The 26,809-nt window shown below is 43.5% G+C and carries 25 protein-coding genes; 19 read left to right on the plus strand and 6 right to left on the minus strand.

Features of this window, described 5'->3' with window-relative positions; all coding sequences use genetic code 11:
* The first annotated feature begins 205 nt into the window (after positions 1-205).
* From proV to proX, 3 genes are read left to right on the plus strand one after another with little or no spacing between them, the layout of a single operon-like run.
* Entirely contained in the window at positions 206-1,408 is a 1,203-nt protein-coding gene (proV, locus tag A4G13_RS00610) for a glycine betaine/L-proline ABC transporter ATP-binding protein ProV (protein WP_090654267.1), read from the plus strand.
* Complete coding sequence (gene proW, locus A4G13_RS00615) at positions 1,405-2,421, plus strand: glycine betaine/L-proline ABC transporter permease ProW (protein ID WP_090654269.1); 1,017 nt, start codon at positions 1,405-1,407, stop codon at positions 2,419-2,421. Before proV ends, proW begins: the two co-directional genes overlap by 4 nt.
* A 9-nt stretch (positions 2,422-2,430) precedes the next feature.
* Positions 2,431-3,414: a glycine betaine/L-proline ABC transporter substrate-binding protein ProX gene (proX, locus tag A4G13_RS00620; RefSeq protein WP_207945319.1), complete on the plus strand. Its 984-nt coding sequence runs from the start codon at positions 2,431-2,433 to the stop codon at positions 3,412-3,414.
* Between the two features lie 95 nt (positions 3,415-3,509).
* Here proX and A4G13_RS00625 read toward each other — a convergent pair whose 3' ends face one another.
* The 5 genes from A4G13_RS00625 to A4G13_RS00645 all read right to left on the minus strand — a co-directional run bounded on the left by A4G13_RS00625 (position 3,510) and on the right by A4G13_RS00645 (position 8,280).
* Positions 3,510-4,919 (minus strand): basic amino acid/polyamine antiporter, encoded by a 1,410-nt coding sequence (locus tag A4G13_RS00625; protein ID WP_090654271.1) that lies wholly within the window; start codon positions 4,917-4,919, stop codon positions 3,510-3,512.
* Positions 4,920-4,944: 25 nt separating this feature from the next.
* Positions 4,945-5,841: a homocysteine S-methyltransferase family protein gene (locus tag A4G13_RS00630; RefSeq protein WP_090654273.1), complete on the minus strand. Its 897-nt coding sequence runs from the start codon at positions 5,839-5,841 to the stop codon at positions 4,945-4,947.
* A gap of 178 nt (positions 5,842-6,019) precedes the next feature.
* Positions 6,020-7,111 carry a redox-regulated ATPase YchF gene (gene ychF, locus A4G13_RS00635; RefSeq protein ID WP_090654275.1) on the minus strand — a complete coding sequence of 364 codons (1,092 nt, stop codon included), beginning with the start codon at positions 7,109-7,111 and terminating at the stop codon, positions 6,020-6,022.
* A gap of 46 nt (positions 7,112-7,157) precedes the next feature.
* Entirely contained in the window at positions 7,158-7,742 is a 585-nt protein-coding gene (pth, locus tag A4G13_RS00640) for an aminoacyl-tRNA hydrolase (protein WP_090654277.1), read from the minus strand.
* A gap of 121 nt (positions 7,743-7,863) precedes the next feature.
* On the minus strand, positions 7,864-8,280 hold the full coding sequence (locus A4G13_RS00645) for an EamA family transporter (protein ID WP_090654278.1): 417 nt from the start codon (positions 8,278-8,280) through the stop codon (positions 7,864-7,866).
* Between the two features lie 144 nt (positions 8,281-8,424).
* Here A4G13_RS00645 and A4G13_RS00650 point away from each other — a divergent pair, with 144 nt between their 5' ends.
* The 4 genes from A4G13_RS00650 (at position 8,425) to A4G13_RS00665 (ending at position 12,819) form a co-directional block, all read left to right on the plus strand.
* On the plus strand, positions 8,425-8,757 hold the full coding sequence (locus A4G13_RS00650) for an RnfH family protein (protein WP_011199737.1): 333 nt from the start codon (positions 8,425-8,427) through the stop codon (positions 8,755-8,757).
* A gap of 1 nt (position 8,758) precedes the next feature.
* On the plus strand, positions 8,759-9,958 hold the full coding sequence (locus tag A4G13_RS00655) for a ribosomal protein uL16 3-hydroxylase (RefSeq protein WP_090654280.1): 1,200 nt from the start codon (positions 8,759-8,761) through the stop codon (positions 9,956-9,958).
* Between the two features lie 18 nt (positions 9,959-9,976).
* On the plus strand, positions 9,977-11,296 hold the full coding sequence (gene xseA, locus A4G13_RS00660; RefSeq protein ID WP_090654282.1) for an exodeoxyribonuclease VII large subunit: 1,320 nt from the start codon (positions 9,977-9,979) through the stop codon (positions 11,294-11,296).
* Between the two features lie 491 nt (positions 11,297-11,787).
* Positions 11,788-12,819: a porin gene (locus tag A4G13_RS00665; RefSeq protein WP_011199740.1), complete on the plus strand. Its 1,032-nt coding sequence runs from the start codon at positions 11,788-11,790 to the stop codon at positions 12,817-12,819.
* A 140-nt stretch (positions 12,820-12,959) separates the two neighbouring features.
* On the opposite strand, the gene kdgR is transcribed toward A4G13_RS00665, so the two are convergent.
* The gene (kdgR, locus tag A4G13_RS00670) at positions 12,960-13,754 is read right to left on the minus strand and encodes a DNA-binding transcriptional regulator KdgR (protein ID WP_011199741.1); all 795 of its coding nucleotides are present in this window, start codon (positions 13,752-13,754) and stop codon (positions 12,960-12,962) included.
* 238 nt (positions 13,755-13,992) lie between these two features.
* Here kdgR and kduD point away from each other — a divergent pair, with 238 nt between their 5' ends.
* From kduD to dnaE, 12 genes are all read left to right on the plus strand, one after another.
* Positions 13,993-14,748 (plus strand): 2-dehydro-3-deoxy-D-gluconate 5-dehydrogenase KduD, encoded by a 756-nt coding sequence (gene kduD, locus A4G13_RS00675; protein ID WP_256327879.1) that lies wholly within the window; start codon positions 13,993-13,995, stop codon positions 14,746-14,748.
* Between the two features lie 38 nt (positions 14,749-14,786).
* A complete protein-coding gene (locus A4G13_RS00680; protein ID WP_041639560.1) occupies positions 14,787-15,428 on the plus strand; it encodes an RpiB/LacA/LacB family sugar-phosphate isomerase in 642 nt (213 codons plus the stop codon).
* A gap of 63 nt (positions 15,429-15,491) precedes the next feature.
* Complete coding sequence (locus A4G13_RS00685) at positions 15,492-16,430, plus strand: sugar kinase (protein ID WP_090654285.1); 939 nt, start codon at positions 15,492-15,494, stop codon at positions 16,428-16,430.
* 9 nt (positions 16,431-16,439) lie between these two features.
* Positions 16,440-17,078 carry a bifunctional 4-hydroxy-2-oxoglutarate aldolase/2-dehydro-3-deoxy-phosphogluconate aldolase gene (locus A4G13_RS00690; RefSeq protein ID WP_090654287.1) on the plus strand — a complete coding sequence of 213 codons (639 nt, stop codon included), beginning with the start codon at positions 16,440-16,442 and terminating at the stop codon, positions 17,076-17,078.
* 9 nt (positions 17,079-17,087) lie between these two features.
* Positions 17,088-17,411, plus strand: coding sequence for a cupin domain-containing protein (locus A4G13_RS00695; protein ID WP_090654289.1), 324 nt, complete (start codon positions 17,088-17,090; stop codon positions 17,409-17,411).
* A 231-nt stretch (positions 17,412-17,642) separates the two neighbouring features.
* The gene (gene mltG / locus A4G13_RS00700) at positions 17,643-18,689 is read left to right on the plus strand and encodes an endolytic transglycosylase MltG (RefSeq protein ID WP_090654452.1); all 1,047 of its coding nucleotides are present in this window, start codon (positions 17,643-17,645) and stop codon (positions 18,687-18,689) included.
* Between the two features lie 41 nt (positions 18,690-18,730).
* Positions 18,731-19,363 carry a dTMP kinase gene (tmk, locus tag A4G13_RS00705; RefSeq protein ID WP_090654290.1) on the plus strand — a complete coding sequence of 211 codons (633 nt, stop codon included), beginning with the start codon at positions 18,731-18,733 and terminating at the stop codon, positions 19,361-19,363.
* Positions 19,360-20,343 (plus strand): DNA polymerase III subunit delta', encoded by a 984-nt coding sequence (locus tag A4G13_RS00710; protein WP_090654292.1) that lies wholly within the window; start codon positions 19,360-19,362, stop codon positions 20,341-20,343. Before tmk ends, A4G13_RS00710 begins: the two co-directional genes overlap by 4 nt.
* A 50-nt stretch (positions 20,344-20,393) precedes the next feature.
* Complete coding sequence (locus tag A4G13_RS00715; protein WP_090654294.1) at positions 20,394-21,176, plus strand: TatD family hydrolase; 783 nt, start codon at positions 20,394-20,396, stop codon at positions 21,174-21,176.
* A gap of 30 nt (positions 21,177-21,206) precedes the next feature.
* On the plus strand, positions 21,207-21,731 hold the full coding sequence (locus A4G13_RS00720; RefSeq protein WP_041639564.1) for a DUF1523 family protein: 525 nt from the start codon (positions 21,207-21,209) through the stop codon (positions 21,729-21,731).
* 86 nt (positions 21,732-21,817) lie between these two features.
* On the plus strand, positions 21,818-23,119 hold the full coding sequence (paeA, locus tag A4G13_RS00725) for a polyamine export protein PaeA (protein WP_011199752.1): 1,302 nt from the start codon (positions 21,818-21,820) through the stop codon (positions 23,117-23,119).
* Between the two features lie 99 nt (positions 23,120-23,218).
* Entirely contained in the window at positions 23,219-26,698 is a 3,480-nt protein-coding gene (dnaE, locus tag A4G13_RS00730) for a DNA polymerase III subunit alpha (protein WP_090654296.1), read from the plus strand.
* The last annotated feature ends 111 nt before the right edge of the window (positions 26,699-26,809 follow it).

The raw sequence follows: 26,809 nt of genomic DNA on the forward strand, positions 1-26,809 counted from the left end.
CCGAGGGATTCATTTGTGTAAGTTGCCGTAACTTTCTGCTTGATAAGGGAAAATATTTATTACTTAAAACAAAATCGCTACCGTTTTATACAAAATGTTGATTTATAGCCGAAGATCAAAGCTTGATCTCGGCTTTTTTATTTGTTAGGGTAAAAAAGAAGTTCAAAATTCGAACGAAAAAATCAACATATTCAGGAGGTGAATAATGACGACGTCAGTAAAAATCTCTGTGAAAAATCTAACTAAAATCTTCGGGTCTCATCCTAAATCCGCTTTTAAATTATTACAAAACGGTAAAACCAAAGAGCAGATTTTCGCCGAAACCGGCTCGACCGTCGCGGTAAATAACGTATCTTTGGACATTATGGCCGGTGAAATCTTTGTGATTATGGGGTTATCCGGTTCTGGTAAATCCACGCTTATTCGTTTGCTGAACCGTTTGATTGAACCTTCCGCCGGGCATGTTTTTATCGGTGACGACGATATCGCCGAAATGTCGGAGAAAGCATTGCGCGCTGTTCGTCGCAAGCGTATCAGCATGGTATTTCAGTCTTTTGCCCTGATGCCGCATATGACTATTCTGGAAAATGTCGCTTTCGGGCTGGAACTTTCCGGCGTCAATTCAAAAAACCGCCGCCGGATGGCATTGGAAACCCTTGCCCGGGTCGGGTTGGAAGCCTACGCGGATGTTTATCCGGGCGAATTGTCCGGCGGTATGCAACAACGAGTTGGGTTGGCGCGGGCGTTGGCTAATGATCCCGAGATTCTGTTGATGGACGAGGCTTTTTCCGCGCTGGATCCTTTAATCCGAACGGAAATGCAGGACGAGTTGTTGCGTTTACAGGAAAATTCTGAGCGTACCATCGTGTTTATTTCCCATGATCTGGATGAGGCCATGCGTATCGGCAACCGCATCGCGATTATGCAGGACGGTCAGGTGATTCAGGTAGGCAGACCGGACGAAATTCTGCAAAATCCCGCCAATGATTATATCCGTTCCTTTATTCAAGGGGTTAACGTTTCTAACGTACTTTCCGCCAAGGACATCGCCAGTAAGCGTCATTTACTGAATATCGTACAGAAAAGCGAAGACGAAACACCGCACGTCGCTTTCAAATTGCTGGAACAGCATGAGCGGGATTTCGCCGTTGTGCTGGATCGTTACGGTTATTACAAGGGAATGGTATCCGTGGATTCGCTGCAACAGGCGAGAAGCAACCGACAATCGCTTTCGCAGAGTTTTATTGAGATAACCCCTCTCTCGCCGGAACAGTCGATTAGCGATATTATCAATGATGTGGCGACTACCCGCGAACCACTGCCTGTGGTGGATGATAAAGGCCATTATTACGGTGTGGTAACTAAAGTAAAAGTATTACAAACACTTAACAGGGGGACAGAGGCATGACGACAGAAAATATAAGGACAGCGGACCCCTGGGAAGCCACCCTACAGGCGTCGCAGCAGGATAACGCCTATGCCTGGTTGCAGGGCGCGGAGCCGACGCAAGATTTTAATTGGATGTATCCGTTTGATCATACGCTGGTCCCCTTCGGAGATTGGGTTGAAAGCCTGATCAACTGGTTAGTGACTCATTTAAGAAGCTTTTTTCAGTTTATCAGCGCACCCATTGATTATATCCTCAGTCTGTTTCAGACATCGCTTAATGTGTTGCCGCCGACGGTAATGATTATCCTGTTCACATTGCTGGTTTGGCAGTTTACCCATTTCAGACTGGCGCTGGCTACCTTGTTATCGATTACACTTATCGGTGCCGTGGGGGCCTGGAACGAAATGATGATCACGCTTGCCTTAGTGTTGACCTCAGTGTCTTTTTGTCTGCTGATCGGACTGCCGCTCGGTATATGGATGGCACGTTCGACACGCGCCTCGGCCATCGTTAAACCTGTTTTGGACGCCATGCAGACCACGCCGGCCTTTGTTTATTTGGTCCCGATCGTGATGCTGTTCGGCATAGGCAACGTTCCGGGGGTGGTGGTGACCATTATTTTCGCCCTGCCGCCCATTGTCCGGTTAACCATTTTGGGCATTCAGCAGGTTCCCGAAGCGCTGATTGAAGCGGCGCAGGCCTTCGGCGCAAGTAAAAAACAGTTGTTGTATAAGGTTCAGTTGCCGTTGGCCATGCCGTCTATTATGGCGGGGGTTAACCAAACCCTGATGTTGTCTTTGTCCATGGTCGTTATCGCCTCCATGATCGCGGTGGGTGGTTTGGGCCAGATGGTATTGCGCGGCATCGGCCGGTTGGATATGGGGGAAGCCGCGACCGGCGGATTGGGTATCGTGCTGATGGCGATTGTATTGGATCGCTTGACCCAGAAAATTGCGGAAAATATGCATAGTCAGCATAAGGTTCGCTGGTATGAACGCGGTATTACCGGGCTGTTTATCCGCAAAAAATAAGGAGAAACTATGGCTTATCCGATGAAATTAACGATATTGTTTTCTCTTGCCTTATTTGCAAGCAATGCCGTCCGGGCGGACGATAAGGCGATTCAGCCGTTGCAGAGCCCCCTAGCGGAAGAAACCTTCCAGACGTTGATTGTGGTTAAAGCGCTGGAAGAGCTGGGGTATCGGGTTAATCCGCCGAAAGAGGTGGATTACAATGTGGCTTTCACCTCCATTGCCAACGGCGACGCCACTTTTATGGCCGTGCATTGGTTGCCGTTACAGGCGGACAAATACGCCAATGCGGGCGGCGATAGGAAATTATACCGACAGGGGACCTTCGTTGAAGGCGCGGTGCAGGGTTATATGATCGATAAAAAAACCGCTGAAACCTACAATATTACCAACCTGGCTCAGCTGAAAGATCCCAAACTTGCCAAACTGTTCGATTCGGACGGCAACGGCAAAGCCGATTTGATCGGTTGTAGTCCCGGTTGGAGTTGCGAACATACGGTCAGTCAACATATCGACGGTTACGGCTTAAGCCGGACGGTTGAAGTTACTCAGGGCAATTATGCGGCGTTGATTGCTAACACCATTGCACAGTATCAAAACGGTAAATCCATTCTTTATTATACCTGGACACCTTACTGGGTTAGCGGTGTGCTGGTTCCGGGCAAAGATGTAGTGTGGCTGCAGGTGCCGAACCGGCCTGATCCGGGTAAAACCGTCGCCGATACCAATCTTGCGAACGGTAAAAATTACGGTTTTACCGTCAGTTCCATGCATATCGTTGCCAATAAAACCTTTACCGACGCCCACCCGGATGCGGCCAGACTGTTTGCGGTGATGCGGCTTCCGGCCGGTGACATCAGCGCGCAGAATATGGCTATGCGCAACGGACAAAATTCATCGCAGGATATTGAACGCCATGCCGAAGCCTGGATTAAATTTCACCGGGCGCAATTTGACGAATGGATTGAACAGGCAAAATCGGCTAAAAACTGACCGCACTAAGAGCATTGCATTGGCGGTTTTGAATTAAAATAGGAAAAGTTTTTAGAAGATAAAAGCCTCGTTTCTGAGGCTTTTTTGTCGGTTAATCAGGCGGCAAGCAATTCCGGCAAGCGATAAACCGCATAGCAGAAAAGTATAAAAATCATTGCGAGAATTGTTTGTTCAAATCCCTTTAATTTAAATTTGCCGTAGAATTTGCGATGGGAATATAAAAAGAGCAAAATACCCGGCACATACAGCACCACGGATAACAACAAATATTGTAAGCCGGCGGCGTAAACAATCCATAAACCGTAAATTGAAGCCATAAAGCCGGTTAATTTTATATACCAGGCGGAGTTGGTTTGTATGGCTAATTTAAATAAATAGGCACCGATTAAGAAATACGGGATCAGGATCATTGAAGTTGAGATAAGCAATAAGGTGTTATAGCTTTGTTCAAAAACAAATACCAGAATTAAACAGAATTGAACAATAAATCCGGTGAACCATAACGAATTAATCGGCGTACTGTTTTCGTTTAATTTATCCAAAATTTTCGGGAACGCACCCTTTTGGGCTCCTCGGTATGGAATTTCCGCCGAATACATTGTCCAGCTGATATAAGAAGCCAGCACGGAGACAATCAGACAGGCGGTGATAATAACTTTGCCCGTCGGTCCCATCATGGCGTCAAGCAGCGGACCCATTGACGGATTCGGCATCTCGGCGATAGTTTCGCGGGGGATAATACCGAGCGCAAGAATGGTGATGGCAACATATAACGCCAGAGCGATAAGAATACCTAAAACCGTCGCCAGCCCCACGTCAGTCCGTTTTTTTGCATGAGCGGAAAGCACGGAAGCGCCTTCTACCCCGGTGAAGACCCAAAGTGTGATAAGCATGGTGTCTTTAACCTGATCGCCTATATTGTTATTCAGTGCACTTGCTTTTACGTCGGAATTGAAAATATCCGTATCAAAGAACCAAAAACCAAGTAAGATAAAGAGTACTAAAGGAGCAACTTTTACAAAAGTCGCCACCAGATTTACCGAAGCCGCTTCTTTTATCCCGCCGGCAATCAGCGCATGCACTAACCAAACGATAATGGAGGAGCCGATAAACGAAGCAACTGTATTGCCCTGTCCGAAAATAACGGTATTTTCAGAATCGGTGAATACGCCCAAGCCTTCAAAGGCGACGGTTAAATAGCCGACGATCCCGATTGTCGCACAAAGCCAATATCCCCAAGCGGACATAAATCCCATCAAATCGCCGAAACCTTCACGAGCGTAGGTATAGATTCCGCCGTCCAGTTCGGGGCGAAGGCGAGAGATAAAGAAAAAGGATAAACCGAGGAAGATGATTCCGATCCCGGTAATCAGCCAGCCGATAGAAATTGCTTCCGCACCGGCTACGGCGGCCATATTTTGCGGCAGGCTGAAAATACCGGATCCGATCATTGAACTAAGCACTAACGCGGTAAGAGAGAGAAGTCCGATTTTTTTATTTGACATTTATTATTCCATTTATTTTATTGAATTATTTTAAATTTTTTGCCAGAGTTTCAATATATTCCACACCGATACCGCAACAGCCGCCGATAATTGAGGCGCCCTGTGCCGTCCATTTTTTTGCCCAGGCTAAATAAGCGGGCGGATCCAAATCTTTTCGGACTTCGTCTAAACCGTCATTTGCTGTTGCATCTTTAGGTTGAGGGGCAAAGGCATTTGCATAAGCGCCGGTTTGAATGTGCGTGGCGTTTAATGCGGTTAGAGTCGCCGTTGTGACTGCGAGCGCTTCACCGATCACTTCAGGTTGACAGCAGTTGAAAAGAATAGCGTCAACCCCTAAATCGACCATTTTTTCTACCGCACTTTTTACCGTTTCGCCCGAACGCAATTGCGGTTCGCAGGTCAGTTCGTCATCCGTTAAGGTAAAGGAAACCCAAAACGGGCGATCGTCTTTTGGCAACAAGGCTTTAATAGAAACCGGTTCGATGATGGTGCTTTGCGTTTCGCAAAGCCAAATATCCACATAAGGAGAAAGCCCGTCGATGAGCGGTTGAGCAATTTCGGCAAAACGTTCAGGTTGAATTAAATCGGCGCGATAAGAACCGAACATCGGCGGCAGAGAGCCGGCAATTTTAGTGGTTAAAACTCCGGAATTTTTGACCGCACTTTTTGCTAAGCGACCGGCAAGATCCGCAAGCGTTTTGCCGTCGGTATGAAACCGTTGTTCGCCGATATGAAAAGGCACAACGGCATAACTGTCGGTGGTAATCACCTCTGCGCCGTGTGCGATAAAATCTTCGTGTACCGCCTGTACTGCGCTTGGTTCTTCGTAAAGGGCGCAGGCGGACCATTCGGGTTGACGGAAAGGTGCGTTGCGACGCATTAATTCACGGCTCATTCCGCCGTCTAGAATTGTGATTGGCATATGATGTTTCCTTTGATTAGGGTCTGTTTATCTTTTATAAACAGACCCTCTATTTTGTGTAGAAATCAGGGCTTACGGGTGTTTCAAAAAATTTTATATAAAAATACCGCACTTTTATAAAAGTGCGGTATTTTTTTAGCAAATTTTTTAGATCAAAAAATTATAATTTAGATACGAATTAAACATTGAAGCGGAAGTGCATAACATCTCCGTCCTGTACGATGTAGTCTTTTCCTTCCAAACGCCATTTACCCGCATCTTTTGCACCCTGTTCGCCTTTATACTGAATGAAATCATCATAACCGATAACTTCGGCACGGATAAAACCTTTTTCAAAGTCGGTATGAATCACGGCGGCCGCTTTTGGTGCGGTAGCGCCTACGGCAACCGTCCAGGCTCGCACTTCTTTAACACCGGCGGTGAAATAGGTTTGCAGGTTTAATAGTTTGTAACCGGCACGAATAACGCGGTTTAAACCCGGTTCTTCAATTCCCAAATCCTGTAAAAATTCCACTTTTTCTTCATCGTCTAATTCGGCGATTTCAGATTCGATGGCGGCACAAACCGGCACTACAACCGCGCCTTCTTTTTCCGCAATTTCACGCACGCGATCAAGGTACGGATTGTTTTCAAAACCGTCTTCGTTCACGTTTGCGATATACATAGTCGGTTTTAAGGTTAAAAAGTTGTAGCCTTTGATAGCCTGTAATTCTTCTTTATCTAAATCGACGGAACGAATCATGCCGGCATTTTCTAATACAGGAAGCAGTTTTTCCATCACTGAAAGTTCGAATTTAGCCTCTTTATCGCCGCCTTTAGCACGTTTTTGCAAGCGTTGAATGGCACGTTCGCAGCTGTCTAAATCCGCTAAAGCCAATTCCGTATTGATGGTATCGATATCGTCAGCCGGGTTGATTTGACCCGCAACATGAACGATATCATCATTTTCAAAACAACGTACTACATGACCGATAGCATCGGTTTCGCGAATATTCGCCAGAAATTTATTTCCCAGCCCCTCGCCTTTGCTTGCGCCGGCAACCAAACCTGCGATATCCACAAATTCCATTGTGGTCGGTAGTGTGCGTTCCGGTTTGACGATTTCCGCCAATGCGTCTAAACGAGGATCAGGCATAGGTACAACGCCTGTATTCGGTTCGATAGTACAGAACGGATAGTTTGCCGCTTCAATACCTGCTTTTGTTAATGCGTTGAATAAAGTTGACTTACCTACGTTCGGCAAGCCGACAATGCCACATTTAAATCCCATTTTTTGTTCCTATTTTTTATTTGAATTTGATTCGGTATTTTTTTGATTACGCTTTAAAACCGTTTAAACGATTGGTTGCTTTGGTAATGCCGTCTTTTAACAGAATTTCCATACAACTTGCCGCTTCGTCCAAGGCTTTATCGATTGCCGACCGGTCGGTCGGCGAAGGTTTGCTCAATACGTAAGCGGAAACCAGATTTTTATCGCCCGGATGACCGATTCCGATACGCAAACGGTAAAAATTTTTATTATTTGCTAATTGCGCAATGGTATCTTTAAGCCCGTTATGTCCGCCGTGGCCGCCGCCCTGCTTGATTTTCGCCACGCCCGGCGGCAAATCCAGCTCGTCATGAATAACCAGAATTTCTTCCGGTTTAATTCGGTAAAACGTTGCTAACGCACCAACGGCTTTACCGCTTAAATTCATAAACGTGGTCGGAATGAGGAAACGGACTTCTTCACCGCCGATAACGGCTCGAGCGGTTTTTCCAAAGAATTTAGCCTCATCTTTTAAATTAAAATTAAAGCGACGAGCCAGCCTTTCCACCAGCCATTCCCCCGCATTATGACGGGTATCCGCATATTTATCGCCCGGGTTGCCAAGACCCACGATTAATTTGATTTCAGACATTATTATTCCTGCCAGTCAAAAATGGTGTGAAGTATAGCCTAAATTGCCTTTTAATTCTACTTAACCGTTGCGGTATTGACTTTGATAATCGGCAATTGGGGGATTTTTTTAGAAATTCGCGTCAAAGGGCAAGGACCAGTACGCCGGCTAAAATCAGAATGGAACCGGTAATTAATTTAATGCTGATAGGTTCACCCAAAATAACAATGCCCAGAACGATAGCGATGACGACGCTGAGCTTATCGATAGGAGCGACCCAGGATGCCGGCGCCAGTTGCAATGCCCGGTAGTAACAAAGCCAGGAAAGCCCGGTGGCGACGCCCGAAAGAATTAAAAACATAAGCGGACGAGCGGCAATATGTTGCGGTAGCTGCCATTCGTTTCGCATGGAGATAACGCCGGCGGAGACGAATAATACCACAATCGTGCGGATAAAGGTGGCTAAATTGCTATTTATTCCTTCAACGCCGAGTTTGCCCAAAATGGCGGTGAGACCGGCGAAAAATGCCGAACCGAAAGCTAGTGTTAACCAATTCATAGCGGACCTTATTTGAATTTAATGACGGATTTATGTTGAAAACATGGGAAAACTGCGGTGAAAAAACCTTGTTTTTTGTCACCGCGGTTTTCGGCTATAATAGCATAAATTTATTGAGGTAAGCCCATTTATAACGAGGTTTCCATGGCTCAAATTAACATCGAAATTACTTATGCTTTTCCGGAACATTATTATTTAAAAAAATTTACTCTGGATGAAGGCACCACGGTGCAAAGCGCCATTTTACAATCGGGAATTCTACAGCAGTTTACCGACATTGATTTGCGGGAAAATAAAATCGGCATTTTTAGCCGTCCTGTAAAATTGACGGATAGTCTCAACGATGGCGATCGTATTGAAATTTATCGTCCTTTATTAGCGGATCCGAAAGAAATCCGCCGGAAACGTGCGGCGCAACAGGCAAAAGACCAGGAAGAAAAGAAAAAAGCGGAAAAATCAGCGAATAAGGAAAATTAATATGTCACGCAAATTTTGTTTACCCGAGCATATCTCTGCCGAAGATTTTTTACGGGATTACTGGCAAAAGAAACCTTTAATCATCCGTAACGGTTTGCCTGAAATTGTAGGTATGTTTGAGCCTGAAGATATTCTTGAACTTGCACAAAACGAAGATGTGACCGCTCGCTTATTAAAACAGTTTTCGGAAGACAGCTGGACTTTCACGCCAAGCCCGCTTACTGAGCGGGATTTTACCGAATTGCCGGAAAAATGGTCGGTATTGGTTCAGAATATGGAACAATGGTCTGCGGAGTTAGGTCGGTTGTGGAATCTATTCGGTTTTATACCGCAATGGCAGCGGGACGATATTATGGTGTCTTATGCGCCGGCGGGCGGTTCGGTGGGTAAGCATTACGACGAATATGACGTGTTTTTAGTGCAAGGTTACGGACAGCGACGTTGGCAGTTAGGTAAATGGTGCGATCCGAGTACCGAATTTAAACCTAATCAGCCGATTCGTATTTTCGACGATATGGGCGAGCTGGTAGTGGACGAGGTTATGAACCCGGGAGATATTCTGTATATTCCTTCCCGTATGGCGCATTACGGCGTGGCGCAAAGCGATTGCCTGACCTTCTCGTTCGGTTTGCGTTATCCGAATCTTAGCGATTTAATGGAGCGGATTCAGCACGGCTTTTGTTATCAAAACCCGGAAATTGACCTTAACGAATTTAGTATTCCCCTGCGTTTAAATCAATCGGCACAAGCAACCGGCAAATTAAGCGAGACCGAGATTCAGGCAATGAAACGGCAATTGTTAGAGAAACTGACAAGTTCACCACAATTTGACCGTTTGTTCCGGCAAGCGGTTGCCTCTGCGGTTAGTTCACACCGTTATGAAATGCTGGTAAGCGATGAGATTTCCGAGCCTGAAGAAGTGCTTACGGCTCTTGAAAACGGCGCCAAGCTTCTGCAGGATAACAACTGTAAGCTGGTTTATACCTCAAATCCGTTGTGTATTTACGCAAACGGCGAGTGGTTAGACGAATTAAATTCCGTAGAAGCGGAAATATTAAAACGCTTGGCCGACGGCGAAGGCCTTGCTCTTACGGATTTAATGCAGTTGATTCAGCAAACGGATGAGCGGGATTTAGCCATGGATTTATTGCTGGACGGTATTTGTAACTGGCTGGATGACGGCTGGATATTATTAAATTAAGGGTAATACGAATCAGTGATGAACGAAAATATTTATTCCGTTTCGCAGCTTAACTATTCGGTGCGGCAACTGCTTGAAGGGCAGTTAGGTTTGGTATGGCTTACCGGTGAGATTTCGAATTTCAGTCAGCCCGTATCGGGGCATTGGTATCTCACTTTGAAAGATGAAAACGCACAGGTGCGTTGCGCGATGTTTCGCATGAAGAATATGCGTGTCGCCTTTCGTCCGCAAAACGGAATGCAGGTTCTGGTTCGCGCTAATGTCAGTTTATACGAACCACGGGGCGATTATCAGCTTATTATTGAGTCTATGCATCCCGCCGGCGAAGGGTTGTTGCAACAGCAATTTGAGGCGCTGAAAATAAAGCTCGCCGCCGAGGGCTTGTTTGCGCAAAATCTTAAGAAAAATTTACCGCACTTTGCGAAAACCGTCGGTATCGTCACTTCGCCAACGGGTGCAGCCTTGCAGGATATTCTGAATATTTTACAACGCAGGGATCCAAGCCTGAAAATTATTATTTACCCGACTGCAGTGCAGGGGAAAGATGCCGCCAATGAAATCGTGCAAATGATTGAACTGGCGAATTTGCGTAATGAAGCGGACGTATTGATTGTCGGGCGGGGTGGCGGTTCGTTGGAAGATCTTTGGTGTTTTAACGAAGAAACGGTGGCTCGGGCGATTTTTCGTTCAAGTATACCGGTGATTAGTGCGGTAGGCCATGAAACCGACGTGACGATCGCCGATTTTGTGGCGGATGTACGAGCGCCGACTCCATCGGCTGCGGCGGAATTAGTCAGCCGTAACCAACAGGAATTATTCCAGCAATTACAGTATAAACGTCAGCGTTTGGAAATGGCGTTAGATCGCTTATTTAATGAAAAGCAACAACATTTGCAACGTTTTTTATTGCGCTTGCAAAACCGGCATCCGAGCGCCCGGCTGCTTGCGCAACGACAACAGACCGGTCAACTGGAACATCGGTTAAATTCGGCAATTCGGCGATTGTTAGATAAAAATCACTATAAATTGACCACACTTTGCGAACGTTTAGAAAAAAATCCGTTGCCTTATCTGGTGCGGCAGCAAAACTATCACATTGTTCAACTGGCGACAAACCTTGATTTTGCCCTGAAACGGTTAGTAGTCAGCAAACAGACTTCGCTTTCAGCCCTTTGCGGCAAGTTAGACGGATTAAGCCCTCTGAAAGTATTAGCCCGCGGTTATTCCATTGCGGAAACGGAGCAAGGAGAAACCATAAGCAGTGTGAATCAAGTCGAAACCGGGGATAAAATTAAAACCCGGTTGCGCGACGGGGTAATTGTCAGTAAGGTTATTTAAATCTCATCGTCTTTCCAATTAAATTTTCAATTTAAATTCATTCATCAGTGATCGCTAAGGAAAATTGTTCCGTAGTGATCATTTGATCAATTTTAATCCTATCTAAGTCCTACGAAATTAATAAAAGTTCAGTACAAATTTAAGGAATAATGTGACTTAAATCACAAATATGAAATAATGTTTCAAAAAAATATTTTGAATATTATTTTTTATGTAACTAAATTATTTTGTTTTTTGAATTTTTAATTAGATCAATGGGTTATATTTTTGAATAAAATTTAAAATTAAAAATAAAATTTTAGAAATGTGATTTTGATCTCATTTTAAAATATTGTTTTATTTTTATAACTTGTTGAAATATAAAGAATTAATATTTTTTACCTAATTTGACATAGTGTTTCAATTCTTTTAGATTCTGCTTGAAATTTATTTCCACTGTAAATTTTTATTCCTCTGTATTTTTAATTGAAAAACACTAAGGTAGGTTAGTCATGAAAAAGACGATTATCGCATTAATTACTTCTGCATTATTTTTCTCCGGCGGCGCAAGTGCCGTAACCGTATATAGCGCCGAAGGAACTAAAGTTAATTTGGACGGACGCGCATCATTTGAATTAATTAATCGCACGGATAAACGAAGTGATCTTATTGACCGCGGATCCCGTGTGAGAATTCACGCTTATCAAGATATCGGTTCCGGCTTTACGGCGTTGGCTAATGTGGAAATTCGTTTTACGAAAGACGGTGATATCGGTAATCAAATATACACAAAACGTTTATACGGCGGATTCCAACATAAATTAGGTTCTTTAACCTTCGGTAAACAGGCGTTATTGGCGGATAGTATCGGTTATTCAAACTTTACTTATGAATTGGGTAAAATAACTATGATGCCGAAAGATGCGGACAAAGCGGTTCGTTTATTAACCGATTGGTTTTACGGTTTTCGTTTCGGTGCCGATTATGTGTTCGGTACCAGTGAAAAATACGATGATTCCGATAGAGAGCTTGCCAATAAAAATCGCGCTTATGAATTAGCTATGTTCTATAACAACAAATTCGGTGAGTTTAATGTGAAAGGTGCTGTGGCATACAGCCAACAAAAAGCGGGCACGTTGGCAAAAGACGAATATGATAAAAAAGCTATGAGTACTTCGGTTCAACTTGGTTACGGCAAAGGCGCGGTAGGTTTTGACTGGACTAAAGGTAAATCCATTGAAGGCAAAAAAGATTTCAAATTCCGTGTAGGTAATAACAAATTTGAAGAAATTAACTTATTTGAAGTCGGGGCTAAATATGCGGTTACCGATAAAAATAATGTTTATGCGGAATATTTGTGGGGTACCGGTGAAATCCAGGGACAAGATGACGGCAAATTTAAAGGTTGGTTCTTAGGTGCTGATCATCAATTTAACAAACGCGTTGTTACCTATTTAGAAGGCGGTTCCTTTAAAACTAAACGTTCGGGGGACACGCTTGAAAAAGAAAAACGTATTGCTTTAGGTTTACGAGTTTATTTCTAATTTTTAATATCTATAGAATAATAAACCGCACTAAAAAGTGCGGTTTATTTTTGAGAAATTTTATTGCGATATCGTCGCTAATATTTGTTAATAAATATATTATTAAACAGCCGGATTAAATTAACCGAGCTGTTTAATTTTTATGGAGCTAAAATTTCCGGATAATCGTGATAACCGATTTGTTCGGAAATATTTTTACCGGCAACTTGTAATAAATTTACCAACTGCGGTAATTTTTCTTCTTCAAAACGAATCGTCGGTATCGAAATAGAAAGACCGGCAATAATCCGTCCGAATCGATTATAAATCGGTGCGGCTACGCAGCGTAATCCTGGTTCCTGTTCTTCGTTATCTTCCGCATAATGCTGTTTGCGGACTTTTTCTATTTCTTCAATAAGCTGATCAATATTTTCTAATGTTTTGCTGGTGTGTTTTACGAAAGTTAAGTCAGCGAGCAATTCTCTGATTTCTTTGTTGGTTAACCCCGAAAGTAACACTTTGCCTATTGCGGTGCTATAAATCGGATTTCTTCTGCCTATTCTGGAATACATTCTCAGATTGTAACCGGAATCAATTTTATGCAAATAGATAATTTCTGTGCCGTCTAATGTACCTAAGTGTAAGGTTTCATTAGTTTGTCGGGAAATATAAGACATTTCATGATTGGCTAAACCGATAATATCCGCATATTCCAGGGCTTTTGCCCCGACTTCAAAAAGTTTTAAAGTCAGCGTATATTTTTCGGTTTCACCTTCTTGGGAAACGAAACCCAGAGTTTTCATCGTTTGTAAGAAACGGTATGTGGTGCTTTTTGACATCATTAACCGTTGAGCCAGCTCAGTAATGCCAATTTCTTTTTGCTCTGCTAAAGCTTCAATAATGCCGAAAACTTTTAGCACGGAAGATACTGCTTCGGGTTGGTTTTCTTTTTCCATGATGATTTATTACCGTGTTTGCTATTGAATAAAATCTACCATTAAATATAAAGATATGATAGCACAGAAAATATTATTTTTTTAAATTTATTTTATTAAAAATAAAAATGAAATTATGTTTTATATTTATTGCAATGTTTTTTTGTTAAGAGTATGATGGTGTTACTTTAAAGGTAAAGGTGATGTTCTTTAAGTGGTAAACACACTGTTAATACATTTTCTACATAGGAGAATTTACATGAACTTATTTGATTTAACAGGAAAAGTTGCATTAGTAACCGGTTGTAACACGGGTCTTGGTCAGGGAATGGCTTTAGGCTTAGCACAGGCAGGGTGCGATATTGTCGGCGTGAATTTAGTCGAACCTTTAGATACCAAAGAAAAAATCGAAGCCTTAGGCCGTAAATTCGTTAATATCGAAGCGAACCTGATGAAACAGGAAGGCCTTACGGACGTTGTAGAAAAAGCGGTTAGTGTTTTCGGCAAAATTGATATTTTAGTGAATAATGCCGGTATTATCCGTCGTGAAGATGCTATTGATTTTTCCGAACAAAACTGGGACGACGTGATTAATATTAACTTAAAAACGGTATTTTTCCTTTCTCAACTTGTGGCTAAACAATTTATCGCCCAAGGTCACGGCGGTAAAATTATTAATGTTGCGTCAATGCTTTCTTTCCAGGGCGGTATTCGCGTGCCTTCTTACACCGCATCAAAAAGTGCGATTATGGGTATAACCCGCGCAATGGCAAATGAATGGGCAAAATATAACATTAATGTGAATGCCGTCGCTCCGGGCTATATGGCAACGGATAACACCGCGGCATTACGCGCGGATGAAGCTCGCAGTAAAGAAATTTTAGATCGTATTCCCGCCGGTCGTTGGGGGACACCGAATGATTTGGTCGGACCTTGCGTATTCCTGGCTTCTGCAGCAGGTGATTACGTAAACGGTTATACAGTCGCAGTTGACGGCGGTTGGTTAGCACGTTAATCGAACTGAAGAATTTATTATTTAATAAGGAAATCAATATGAAAATTGCATTAATGATGGAAAATAGCCAAGCGGCGAAAAATGCCGTGGTGTTAAAAGAACTTAAAGGCGTTGTGGATCCTAAAGGTTATTCGGTATTTAATGTAGGAATGAGTGATGAAAACGATCACCACTTGACTTATATCCACTTAGGTATTATGGCAAGTATTTTACTTAACTCCAAAGCGGTGGATTTTGTGGTAACCGGCTGCGGTACGGGGCAAGGGGCGATGATGTCGCTTAATTTACACCCGGGTGTGGTATGCGGATATTGTCTTGATCCGGCGGATGCGTTTTTATTCTGCCAAATCAATAACGGTAATGCGCTTGCACTGGCTTTTGCTAAAGGTTTTGGCTGGGGCGCCGAATTAAACGTTCGCTATATGTTTGAAAAAGCCTTTACGGGTGTTCGCGGCGAGGGTTATCCGATTGAGCGTAAAGAACCGCAAGTTCGTAATGCAGGCATTTTGAACGAAGTGAAAAAAGCGGTGGCGAAAGATAACTATTTAGACACTTTACGCGCTATTGACCCTGAATTGGTGAAAACCGCAGTAAGCGGCGAACGTTTTCAGCAATGTTTCTTTGAAAATTGTCAGGATAAAGAAATTGAAGCTTTTGTGCGTGAAGTTTTAGCAAAATAGCAACCTGTATTAGACCTACTTAGTTGTTGAATTAAGTAGGTCTAATCCAATTGAGGCTTGATAATGAAAAAAATAGCGATTTTGGGCGAGTGCATGATTGAGCTGAACGGCGAACCTTTTGGCCGAATGCGTCAAACTTACGGTGGCGATAGCTTAAATACTGCAACTTATTTGGCTCGAGTTAGCCGGCGAGAGCAATTTGAAATCTCTTATGTGTCGGCATTAGGCAAAGATAAGCTGAGTTTGGGTATGTTGGCGCATTGGCGGAATGACGGCATTAACACCGATTGTGTTTTATTAGATGAAAAACATCAGCCGGGATTATACTTAATTCAGCTGGATGAAAAAGGCGAACGAACGTTTCTTTATTGGCGGAACCAATCGGCGGCTCGTTATTTACTGCAACATGAAGGTTATACCGAGGTACTGGCGAGATTGGCAACGGCGGATATGATTTATCTTAGCGGCATTTCGCTTGCAATTTTACCGGAAAATGACCGCACTTTGTTGATTCGGCAGCTCGGAAACCTGAAAAAAGCCGGGGTGAAAATCGCGTTTGACAGCAATTATCGCCCGGCATTGTGGGATAGCTTTCAACAAACACAAGCCTGTTATCAAGCCTTATTGCCCTTGGTCGATTTAGCCTTGGTAACCTTTGACGACGAACAATCCCTTTGGCGGGATGAAAATGTGCAGCAAACGATTTCCCGTTTGGTTCAATTAGGTGTCGGAACCGTTGTTGTGAAATCTGGTGAACATGGCGCCGTTTTTTATCATAACGGAGAAACTCGGCAAGTCGCGACTGAAGTTGTGCAGCGGGTTGTGGATACGACGTCAGCGGGCGATGCCTTCAACGCGGGCTTTTTAAACGGCTATTTACAGCAAAAATCTTTAGTCGATTGCTGCCGGCAAGGCAACAAATTAGCAGGCATTGTTATTCAACACAAAGGCGCTATTATTGATAAAACCGCAACTCAACATTTTATTCGGGAATTTAATTAAGGAATCATTATGGCTTATACAACAGCAGAAATTATTGAAAAACTGGGCGCTTTAAAAGTTGTTCCGGTTATTGCGTTAGATGACGCGGAAGATATTTTACCCTTAGCCGCTACCTTAGCTGAAAACGGTTTGCCGGTTGTGGAAATTACTTTCCGTTCGGCGGCGGCGGAAGAAGCCATTCGTCTATTGCGCCAAACTAACCCGGATATTTTAATCGCAGCAGGTACGGTATTAACGCCGGATCAAGTGGTTAGAGCGAAAAATGCCGGCGCGGACTGCATTGTAACTCCGGGATTTAATCCGAATATCGTGCGTTTATGTCAAGAATTGAATATCCCGATTACACCGGGCGTAAATAACCCGATGGCAATTGAAGGCGCCTTAGAACTGGGCGTTAGTGCAGTAAAATTCTTCCCGGCAGAAGCTTCGGGCGGAGTAAAAATGATTAAGGCGTTATTAGGCCCTTATCAACAATTACAAATTATGCCTACCGGCGGCATCAATGTGAACAATATTCGGGATTATTTAGCGATTCCGAATGTTGTTGCCTGCGGAGGTTCTTGGTTTGTGGAAAAATCATTAATTGCGAACAAACATTGGGATGAAATTGGCCGTTTAGTTCGCGAAGTATTGGCTTTAGTTAGATAGAGGCAGAAAATGTTTGTTTATAATCGTGAAATTCCGTTAGATGATCTTGGCGGCGGCGTGCAACGTAAAATTCTTGCATATAGTGAAAATATTATGTCCGTTGAAGTTCATTTTGAAAAAGGCGCAATAGGTTCACTGCATAGCCATTCGCATGAACAATTGACTTACGTACTATCCGGCAGTTTCGAATTCACAATCGGCGATGAAACAAAAATTGTGAACGCGGGCGACGTGCTTTATAAACAACCGAATGTGATGCACGGTTGCGTTTGTTTGGAAAAAGGCGTATTGCTCGATACATTTACACCAATGAGAAAAGATTTTATTAAATAACCGTATAGACCGTTACTCCTTAACTTCGTTGATTCTCTAGCACTACTTTTATGGTATCTTCTCGAACATAAAAGTTTTGGGACAATAGTTTACTATTGTCCCTTTTTTAGTGAAATAGACTATTCGTCGCTAATCAAGCGCATAAAATTCTGCAAAAACTCACCGCACTTTTACCCGCATTATGATAGAATCGCCGATAATTTTGTGAATCTCCGGGTGTTTTTATTGATGATGAAAAAATGTATTCGTTTTATTTTTCTATTGCTTTTAATGTTCGCAGCTGCCGGATTTTGGGGCTACAATTACATTCAAAAATTGGTCAATGAACCCGTTAATATTAAAGCGGAACAGTTACTTACTCTGGAGCGGGGGACTACCGGTAAAAAACTTTTTACCTTGCTGGAAAAGGAAAATATCATTGCCGATAATATACTTTTTCCTTTGTTATTAAAACTTCAGCCCCAATTTAATAATGTAAAGGCGGGAACTTATTCATTAGAAGGCATAAAAACTCTAGGCGATTTATTAACCTTGCTTAACAGCGGTAAAGAAGCGCAGTTCGCTTTACGTTTTACCGACGGCGAAACCTGGAAGCAGGTGAAAAAATCACTGGAAAACGCACCGCACTTGAAACATGAATTGAAAGATAAAACCGACGTTGAGGTTTTTCATCAATTTAAAGAGATGTTGCCCGAATTTGAGGTGCAAAATGCGTACAAAACCTTAGACGGCTGGATTTATCCCGATACGTATAATTACACGCCGAATTCTACGGATGTGGCTTTAGTCAAACGATCTGTCGAGCGAATGGTGAAAACGCTGGAAAAAGCATGGGCGGAACGTGATGAGGATTTGCCGTTGAATAATCCTTATGAAATGTTGATTCTTGCCTCTATTGTGGAAAAAGAAAGCGGTATTTCCGCCGAACGCGGAAAAATCGCATCGGTGTTTGTTAATCGTCTGAAAGCCAAAATGAAGTTACAAACGGATCCGACGGTAATTTACGGCATGGGTGAAAGTTATCAGGGCAATATTCGTAAAAAAGATTTGGAATCGCCGACACCTTATAATACCTATGTGATTGACGGTTTGCCGCCTACACCGATTGCAAACCCGAGTGAAGATGCGTTAAACGCAGTTGCGCATCCTGAAAGGACGGACTTTTTATATTTTGTCGCCGACGGCTCGGGCGGGCATAAGTTCAGCCGTAGTCTGATTGAACACAACAAAGCGGTGCAGGAATATTTGCTTTGGTTGCGCCGGAATAAAAACAAATAATTCAGGCTAATTCGTTATTCTTTCTTACATTGAACAAAAATATGAACGGAAAATTTATCGTATTGGAAGGTTTGGAAGGCGCGGGCAAAACTACCGCCCGCCAAGCTGTTGTCGAGCAACTTAACGCGCTGGGTATAACGGATTTGCTTTTTACCCGCGAACCCGGCGGTACGCCGCTGGCGGAAAAGCTGCGAAATTTGATTAAGTATGAAACGGAAGAACCGGTTACGGATAAAGCCGAATTGCTGATGTTATATGCGGCGCGGATTCAACTGGTGGAAAATGTGATTAAACCCGCATTAGCCCAAGGGAAATGGGTTATCGGCGATCGCCATGATCTTTCTTCTCAGGCTTATCAGGGGGGCGGGCGCCAAATCGACAGCCATTTGTTAGAGACTCTGAAAAAAACGGTACTAGGCGATTTCGAACCGGATTTTACCCTTTATTTGGATTTATCGCCGACAATAGGGTTGGCACGGGCTCGCGGACGCGGAGAATTGGATCGTATCGAGCAGCAAAATTTGGCTTTTTTTGACCGCACCCGCACACGTTATTTAGAATTGGTAAAAGATAATCCGAAAGCGGTGATCATTAATGCCGAGCAATCTATCGAACGGGTTACGGCGGATATTAAAACTGCGGTAAAAAATTGGGTAAATTCAATTTCGTCATGACAACAATAATTTATCCTTGGCTCCAATCCTATTACGAAAAAATAACCGCTGCGTTTCAGCAGGGGTATGGTCATCATGCTCTGTTGTTTCGTGCGGAGCAGGGGATAGGTGCAGACCAATTGATTCATGCCGTGGCAAACTGGCTGATGTGTCAGCATAGTTCTCCGCGACCTTGCGGAGAATGCCATAGTTGCCGATTGTTTGCCGCCGGCAACCATCCCGATGTGTATCAGCTGGCGCCTGTTGAAAACAAAGATATCGGCGTAGATCAGGTGCGCGAAATTAATGAAAAGGTTAGCCAGCGTGCGCAACAAAACGGTAATAAAGCGGTTTATGTGCAGGGTGCGGAACGTTTAACGGAAAGTGCCGCCAACGCTTTATTAAAAACGCTGGAAGAACCGCGACCAAATACTTATTTTTTATTAAATGCGGATTTATCGTCACCTTTAATGGCGACGATTTATAGTCGCTGCCAAGTGTGGCTGATTAATACGCCGTCGGAACAACAAGCGCTGAATTGGTTGCAACTACATAATTACAGTGAAATTTCCGAAATTCAGACCGCACTTCGCATTAGTTACGGTCGCCCTTTATTGGCATTGCATTGTTTGGAACAGGGGTGGCTGGAAAAACGTCGTGAATTTTTTCGCGCCTTTTGGTTGTTTTATACCCGCCGTTCTCCTCTTGAATTATTGCCGCTGTTTGATAAGGAACTGATTCTGCAACAAGTGAATTGGCTTTTGGCATTTTTATCCGATGCGCTGAAAGATAAATTAAATATAACATCCGGTTGGATTTGCCGGGATTTAATCCGCGGCATCCAACAGTTCAATGAACGACAAACCGTCGCCGGCTTATTAACCGCAACTAAAATTATGCAAAAAGTGCGGTCGGATTTAGTGCAAATTAATGCGGTAAATCAGGAATTAATTTTGCTGGACGGTTTAACCCGCTTAATTACGGAAGTTTTTGAACATTAATACGGGCGTTTTCCCGCATGAAAATAAAATTATAAATCAGGAAAGTAAATATGTTTATTGTTGACAGTCATTGTCATTTAGATTCGTTAGATTATGAAAAATTACACAGCAATGTTGATGAGGTAATTGAAAAAGCGAAAGCAAGAGGGGTGAAACATTTGCTTTCCATCGGTGTTGCTTTAAATCGTTTTCAGGCGATGAGAACGTTGTTGGCACATCGTGACGAGGTTTCTTTTTCTTGCGGCGTTCACCCATTGGATCTTGCCGGTGAAACTTTTGACCGTCAGCGTTTAGAGCGATATGCCAAAGATGAGAAAGTCATCGCAATCGGTGAAATCGGGCTGGATTATTATTATGATCAGGATCGTAAAAACGAGCAGTTAGACGCTTTTGCCCAGCAAATCGAAGTGGCGAATCAGTTAAACAAGCCGGTGATTGTTCATACCCGCGACGCCCGTGAAGATACGATTCGGTTATTACGGGAAAATCACGCGGAAAAGTGCGGCGGCGTTATTCATTGTTTTACGGAAAATCTGGAGTTTGCAAAACAAGCGCTAGATTTAGGGTTTTATATTTCCTGCTCGGGCATTGTGACCTTCAAAAATGCGGAAGAAATCCGTGATGTGGTTCGTTATGTGCCTGCGGATCGGCTGCTGGTGGAAACGGACTCTCCTTATCTTGCGCCGGTTCCTTATCGCGGCAAACAAAATCAACCGGCTTACACACGGGAAGTATGCGAATATGTGGCGGCGTTAAAAGGTGTTTCGGCGGAAGAATTCGCGTTGATTACAACGCAAAATTTTGAGCGTCTGTTTAAAATTAACGTGCTATAATCAACTCAATCTGTTGAAAAGGTGAAATCTATGCGTAAATTCATTAAATATTTTCTGCTAACGGTGGTTTTTGTATTCCATGTTGTTTTATTTGCAGGGATTAACTACGTATTCCCTCATTATGAAACCACCAAAATCACAGGCGTTGAAGTAAAACGTGTGGATAAAGACGGTCCGATAACCAAAGCTAATCCCGCCGACGGTCCGACCCGTGACGTTTATTATATTTATACTCAGCAACCGGACAAACAAAAACCGATGGTTTACCGTAACGAAGATACGCGCTGGGGATTTCCTTTCTATTTCAAATTCGGTTCCGCCGATTTACAGGCTAAAGCCTCGACCTTTGCGCAGGATCAACGGCTGGTAGAAATAAAATATTATGGCTGGCGAATTGTGATGTTTGACGAATTCCGTAATGCCGTATCAATGCGGGAAGTGACGGAAGATTCGGGCTCTCATCCGATTTTAAGTTATATTTTCTATTTTTTAGGCATAATTACTTTATTTTTCTCCATTCAATTAATTCGTGGCTGGTTTGACAGCGAAGCATAAGAATAAGGGCGCTAACGGCCTCCTGCTTTTCATTTAGGCGTCCTTAAATAAAGGTTAAGGCGCGAAGTAGAGTAAAAAAGAAAATTATGGGTTTATTTGAAGCAATATTTATTTTATTTCTGCTAATTGTGATTAGTGCGATTATTTCGTCTTCCGAGATTTCACTTGCGGGTGCAAGAAAGATTAAATTGCAAAGTTTAGCGAATGAAGGCGATACTCGTGCCGAAAAAGTACTGAAATTACAGGAACATCCGGGGCGTTTTATTACCGTGGTGCAAATCGGTCTGAATATGGTGGCGATTTTCGGCGGTATGATCGGTGAAAGTGCGCTGCGCCCTTATATTCAACAAACAATTCACCAATATACCAATGCGCCCTGGGTTGACGGCGCCGCTTCCTGCGCATCGTTTGTGGTGGTTACGGCAGCGTTTATTCTGCTGGCGGATTTAATGCCAAAACGCATTGCCATTACTTATCCGGAACAAGTGGCATTACGTACGGTAGGCGTGATGTCATTCTGTATTGTTATTTTCAAACCTTTGGTATTATTGTTCGATTCCGTGGCTAACGGTTTATTCCGTTTACTAAAAATCTCAACGGTACGACACGACAGCATGACTTCGGAAGATATTGTCGCTGTGGTGGATGCCGGTGCTGAGGCGGGCGTGTTGAAAGCGCAGGAGCATTATCTCATCGAAAATATTTTTGATATGCAGGAACGTACCGTCACCTCAACCATGACCACGAGAGAAAATATCGTCTTTTTGAACCGCACTTTTGACCGGCAGAAAGTCATGGAAACCCTAACTAAAGACAGCCATTCAAAAGTTTTGATTTGCGACAACGGCTTGGATCGTATTTTAGGTTATGTGGAATCGCATACTTTGCTTACGCTTTATTTGCGGGAAGAGCAGGTTTCCCTGACGGATCAACGTATTTTGCGCAAACCCTTGTTTATTCCCGATACTTTATCGCTTTATGAAGTACTTGAGCTTTTTAAATCTTCCGGTGAGGATTTTGCGGTAATCGTTAACGAGTACGCCTTAGTTGTGGGTATTTGTACTTTAAACGATGTCATGAGCATTGTAATGGGCGAGTTGGTATCCAGCGAAGAAGAACAAATCGTCCGCCGTGACGAAGATTCGTGGCTTATTGACGGCGCAACGCCGTTGGAAGACGTAATGCGGGCCTTGAATATTGAAAGTTTTCCCGATTGGGAAAATTATGAAACTATCAGTGGCTTTATGATGTATATGTTACGTAAAATTCCAAAGAAAACGGATTTTGTACTTTACGATAAATATAAATTTGAAATTATAGATACGGAAAATTTCAAAATTGACCAATTGATGGTGTCGATTCGTAAAGATTTGAACGAGCAAAATTAGCCTCTAACTCAAATAATAAATAAAGATAAACAAACCCTAATGATGATGGGAGCGCTTTTAGCGCTCTTGTTATTTCATTCAACAACATAAGGATTTTTCATGCCAGAACCTCGTTTTGTCCATTTGCGTGTACATAGTGATTTTTCCATGATTGACGGAATAGCCAAAGTAAAACCTTTGGTGAAAACCTGTGTGCAGGAAAATATGGTGGCAATGGCACTTACGGATTTTACTAACTTCTGCGGTTTAGTAAAGTTTTACGGTGAGGCGTTAGGTTCCGGTATCAAGCCGATTATGGGTGCCGATGTGTCGGTGAAAAGCGATCTTTGCGGTGACGAGCGTTTTGAATTGACTTTATTGGCGAAAAATAATGCAGGCTATAAAAATATTACCTTATTGCTTTCTAAAGCCTATCAACGCGGTTATGAGGATGTGCCTTATATCGATCAGGATTGGTTGGCGGAATATAACGAAGGAATTATTGTTCTTTCCGGCGGTCGCAAAGGGGATGTAGGCAAAAAATTATTAAAAACCGGTGCCGCCGATGAAGTGGAAAATGCGGTCGGCTTTTATCAAAAATATTTCCCCGATCATTATTATCTAAGCCTCAGCCGCACCGGTCATAACGAAGAAGAAACATATATTAAAGCGGCGCTTAAGTTGGCCGAAAAACATAATTTACCCGTTGTCGCCACTAATGACGTAGTATTTTTAAAATCGGAGGATTTTGAAGCCCATGAAATCAGGGTAGCGATTCACGACGGTTTTACTCTAGATGATCCGAAACGCCCGAAACTTTATAGCGACCGGCAATATTTCCGTTCCGAACAGGAAATGTGTGAGCTTTTTGCCGATATTCCTTCCGCTCTGGAAAATACTTTATTGATTGCACAGCGTTGCAATGTGACCATCCGTTTGGGCGAATATTTCTTGCCTCAGTTCCCAACCGGCGAGTTGAGTACCGAAGATTATTTGATCAAGCGCGCTAAAGACGGCTTGGAAGAGCGTTTAAAGGTACTATTCCCCGATGAAAAAGAACGTGAGGAAAAGCGTCCCGCTTATGACGAGCGTTTAGATACCGAACTGGGCGTGATTAACCAGATGGGATTCCCCGGCTACTTTTTAATCGTAATGGAATTTATTCAGTGGTCGAAGGATAATAATATTCCGGTAGGGCCGGGGCGCGGTTCCGGTGCGGGATCATTAGTCGCTTACGCACTGAAAATTACGGATTTGGATCCTCTTGAATTCGATTTGCTGTTTGAACGTTTTCTAAATCCGGAACGGGTTTCTATGCCCGACTTCGACGTGGACTTCTGTATGGATAACCGCGATAAAGTGATAGAACATGTGGCGGATATGTACGGACGCGGCGCCGTATCGCAAATTATCACCTTTGGTACCATGGCGGCAAAAGCGGTAATTCGAGATGTAGGGCGGGTCTTAGGGCATCCTTACGGCTTTGTGGATCGTATTTCAAAACTGATTCCGCCGGATCCGGGTATGACTTTAGCTAAAGCTTTTGATGCCGAACCTCAACTGCAGCAGATTTACGATAGCGATGAAGAAGTCAAAGCGCTGATTGATATGGCGCGCAAACTGGAGGGGGTCACGCGTAATGCCGGTAAACATGCCGGCGGAGTGGTGATTTCACCGACTTTAATTACCGATTTCTCTCCTCTTTATTGCGATAGTGAAGGTAAACATCCTGTTACCCATTTTGATAAAAATGACGTGGAATATGCAGGGTTGGTCAAATTCGACTTTTTAGGTTTACGTACGCTTACCATCATTAAATGGGCGCTGGATATGATTAACGCCCGTATGGATCGGGAAGGTAAGCCTCATATTGATATTAACCATATTCCGTTGGATGATCCCGAGTCTTTCAATTTATTGCTGAAATCGGAAACTACGGCGGTGTTCCAGTTGGAATCCCGCGGTATGAAAGACCTGATTAAACGTCTTCAGCCGGACTGTTTTGAGGATATTATCGCGTTGGTGGCTTTATTCCGTCCGGGACCGCTTGAATCCGGCATGGTGCGAAATTTTATCGACCGTAAACATGGACGTGAAGAAGTGGCGTACCCTGATGCACAATATCAGCACGAATGTTTGAAACCGATTTTAGAGCCGACCTACGGCGTTATCGTTTATCAAGAACAGGTTATGCAAATCGCTCAGGAACTGGCCGGCTATACGCTGGGCGGGGCGGACTTATTACGCCGTGCCATGGGTAAGAAGAAACCGGAAGAAATGGCAAAACAACGTTCCGTATTCGAAAAGGGCGCTATCGAAAAAGGCATTGACGGCGAACTTGCCATGAAGATTTTCGACTTGGTGGAAAAATTTGCCGGTTACGGTTTTAATAAATCTCACTCGGCGGCTTACGCTTTGGTTTCATATCAAACCCTATGGCTGAAAACCCATTATCCGGCGGAATTTATGGCGGCGGTAATGACTTCCGAAATGGATAACACCGATAAGATTGTCGGGTTATATGACGAATGTTTGCGCATGGGATTAACCGTTACGCCGCCGGATATCAATACCGGCAAACATCATTTCAGCGTAAATGATCACGGTGAAATCGTCTATGGTATCGGTGCGATTAAAGGCGTGGGCGAAGGTCCGATTGAAGCTCTTGTTTCAGCTCGTGAAAAAGGCGGGATTTTTAAAGATTTGTTTGATCTCTGTGCCCGCGTCGACTTGAAAAAAATTAACCGCCGTACCTTTGAAAGTCTGATTATGTCCGGCGCTTTTGATAAATTAGGACCGCACCGCGCCGCCCTTTCCAAAAATCTGGAAGATGCGCTGAAAGCTTCGGATCAGCATGCAAAAGATGAAGCGGCGGGGCAAGCCGATATGTTCGGCGTATTGACAGAAAGCCCGGAAGAGGTGGAAATCGCTTATGCGAATACGCCTCGCTGGTCGGAAAAACAAATTCTTGACGGCGAGCGGGAAACGCTGGGCTTATATTTGAGCAGCCATCCTATCAGCCGTTATTTGAAAGAATTATCCCATTACAGCCCGAATCGGTTGAAAGATTTAGTCCCGAATATTCGCGGGCAGGTCAGTACCGCCAGTGGCTTGGTGGTGGCTTCCCGTTTTGCGGTAACGAAAAAAGGTAACCGACTTGGTATCGCCACTCTTGACGACCGCTCCGGGCGCTTAGATATTACGCTATTTGCCGAAGCGTTAGAAAAATTCGGAGAGAAATTACAAAAAGACAGTGTTGTTGTGGTGTCCGGTCAGGTGAGTTTTGATGATTTCACTCAAGGTTTACGTATGTCGGTACGAGATTTAATGACCTTAGACGAAGCCCGCAGTCGTTATGCCAAGAGTTTAGCCATTAGTCTGAGTCAGCAACAAATTACGCCGCAGTTTCTCAAACGGTTTAAAAGCGTGATTGAACCTTATAGCGGCGGTACTATGCCGATTAATGTGTATTATCAAAGTCCGCAAGGCAGAGCGTTGTTAAAACTGGGCATTCAATGGTATATCAAACCGACGGACGAGCTATTAAGCGAGCTGGTGAATATGTTGGGTGAAAGTGCGGTAGAACTGGAATTTGAATAATGGAAAAAGTGCGGTCAAAAATTTCGTTTTTTTGACCGCACTTTTCTGGTTTATCTAAAGAAAAGGGTAATTAATGAATAAAATATGAAAATTTTATTTGTTATCCGCATA

Source organism: Basfia succiniciproducens, assembly GCF_011455875.1.
Lineage (GTDB): Bacteria > Pseudomonadota > Gammaproteobacteria > Enterobacterales > Pasteurellaceae > Basfia > Basfia succiniciproducens.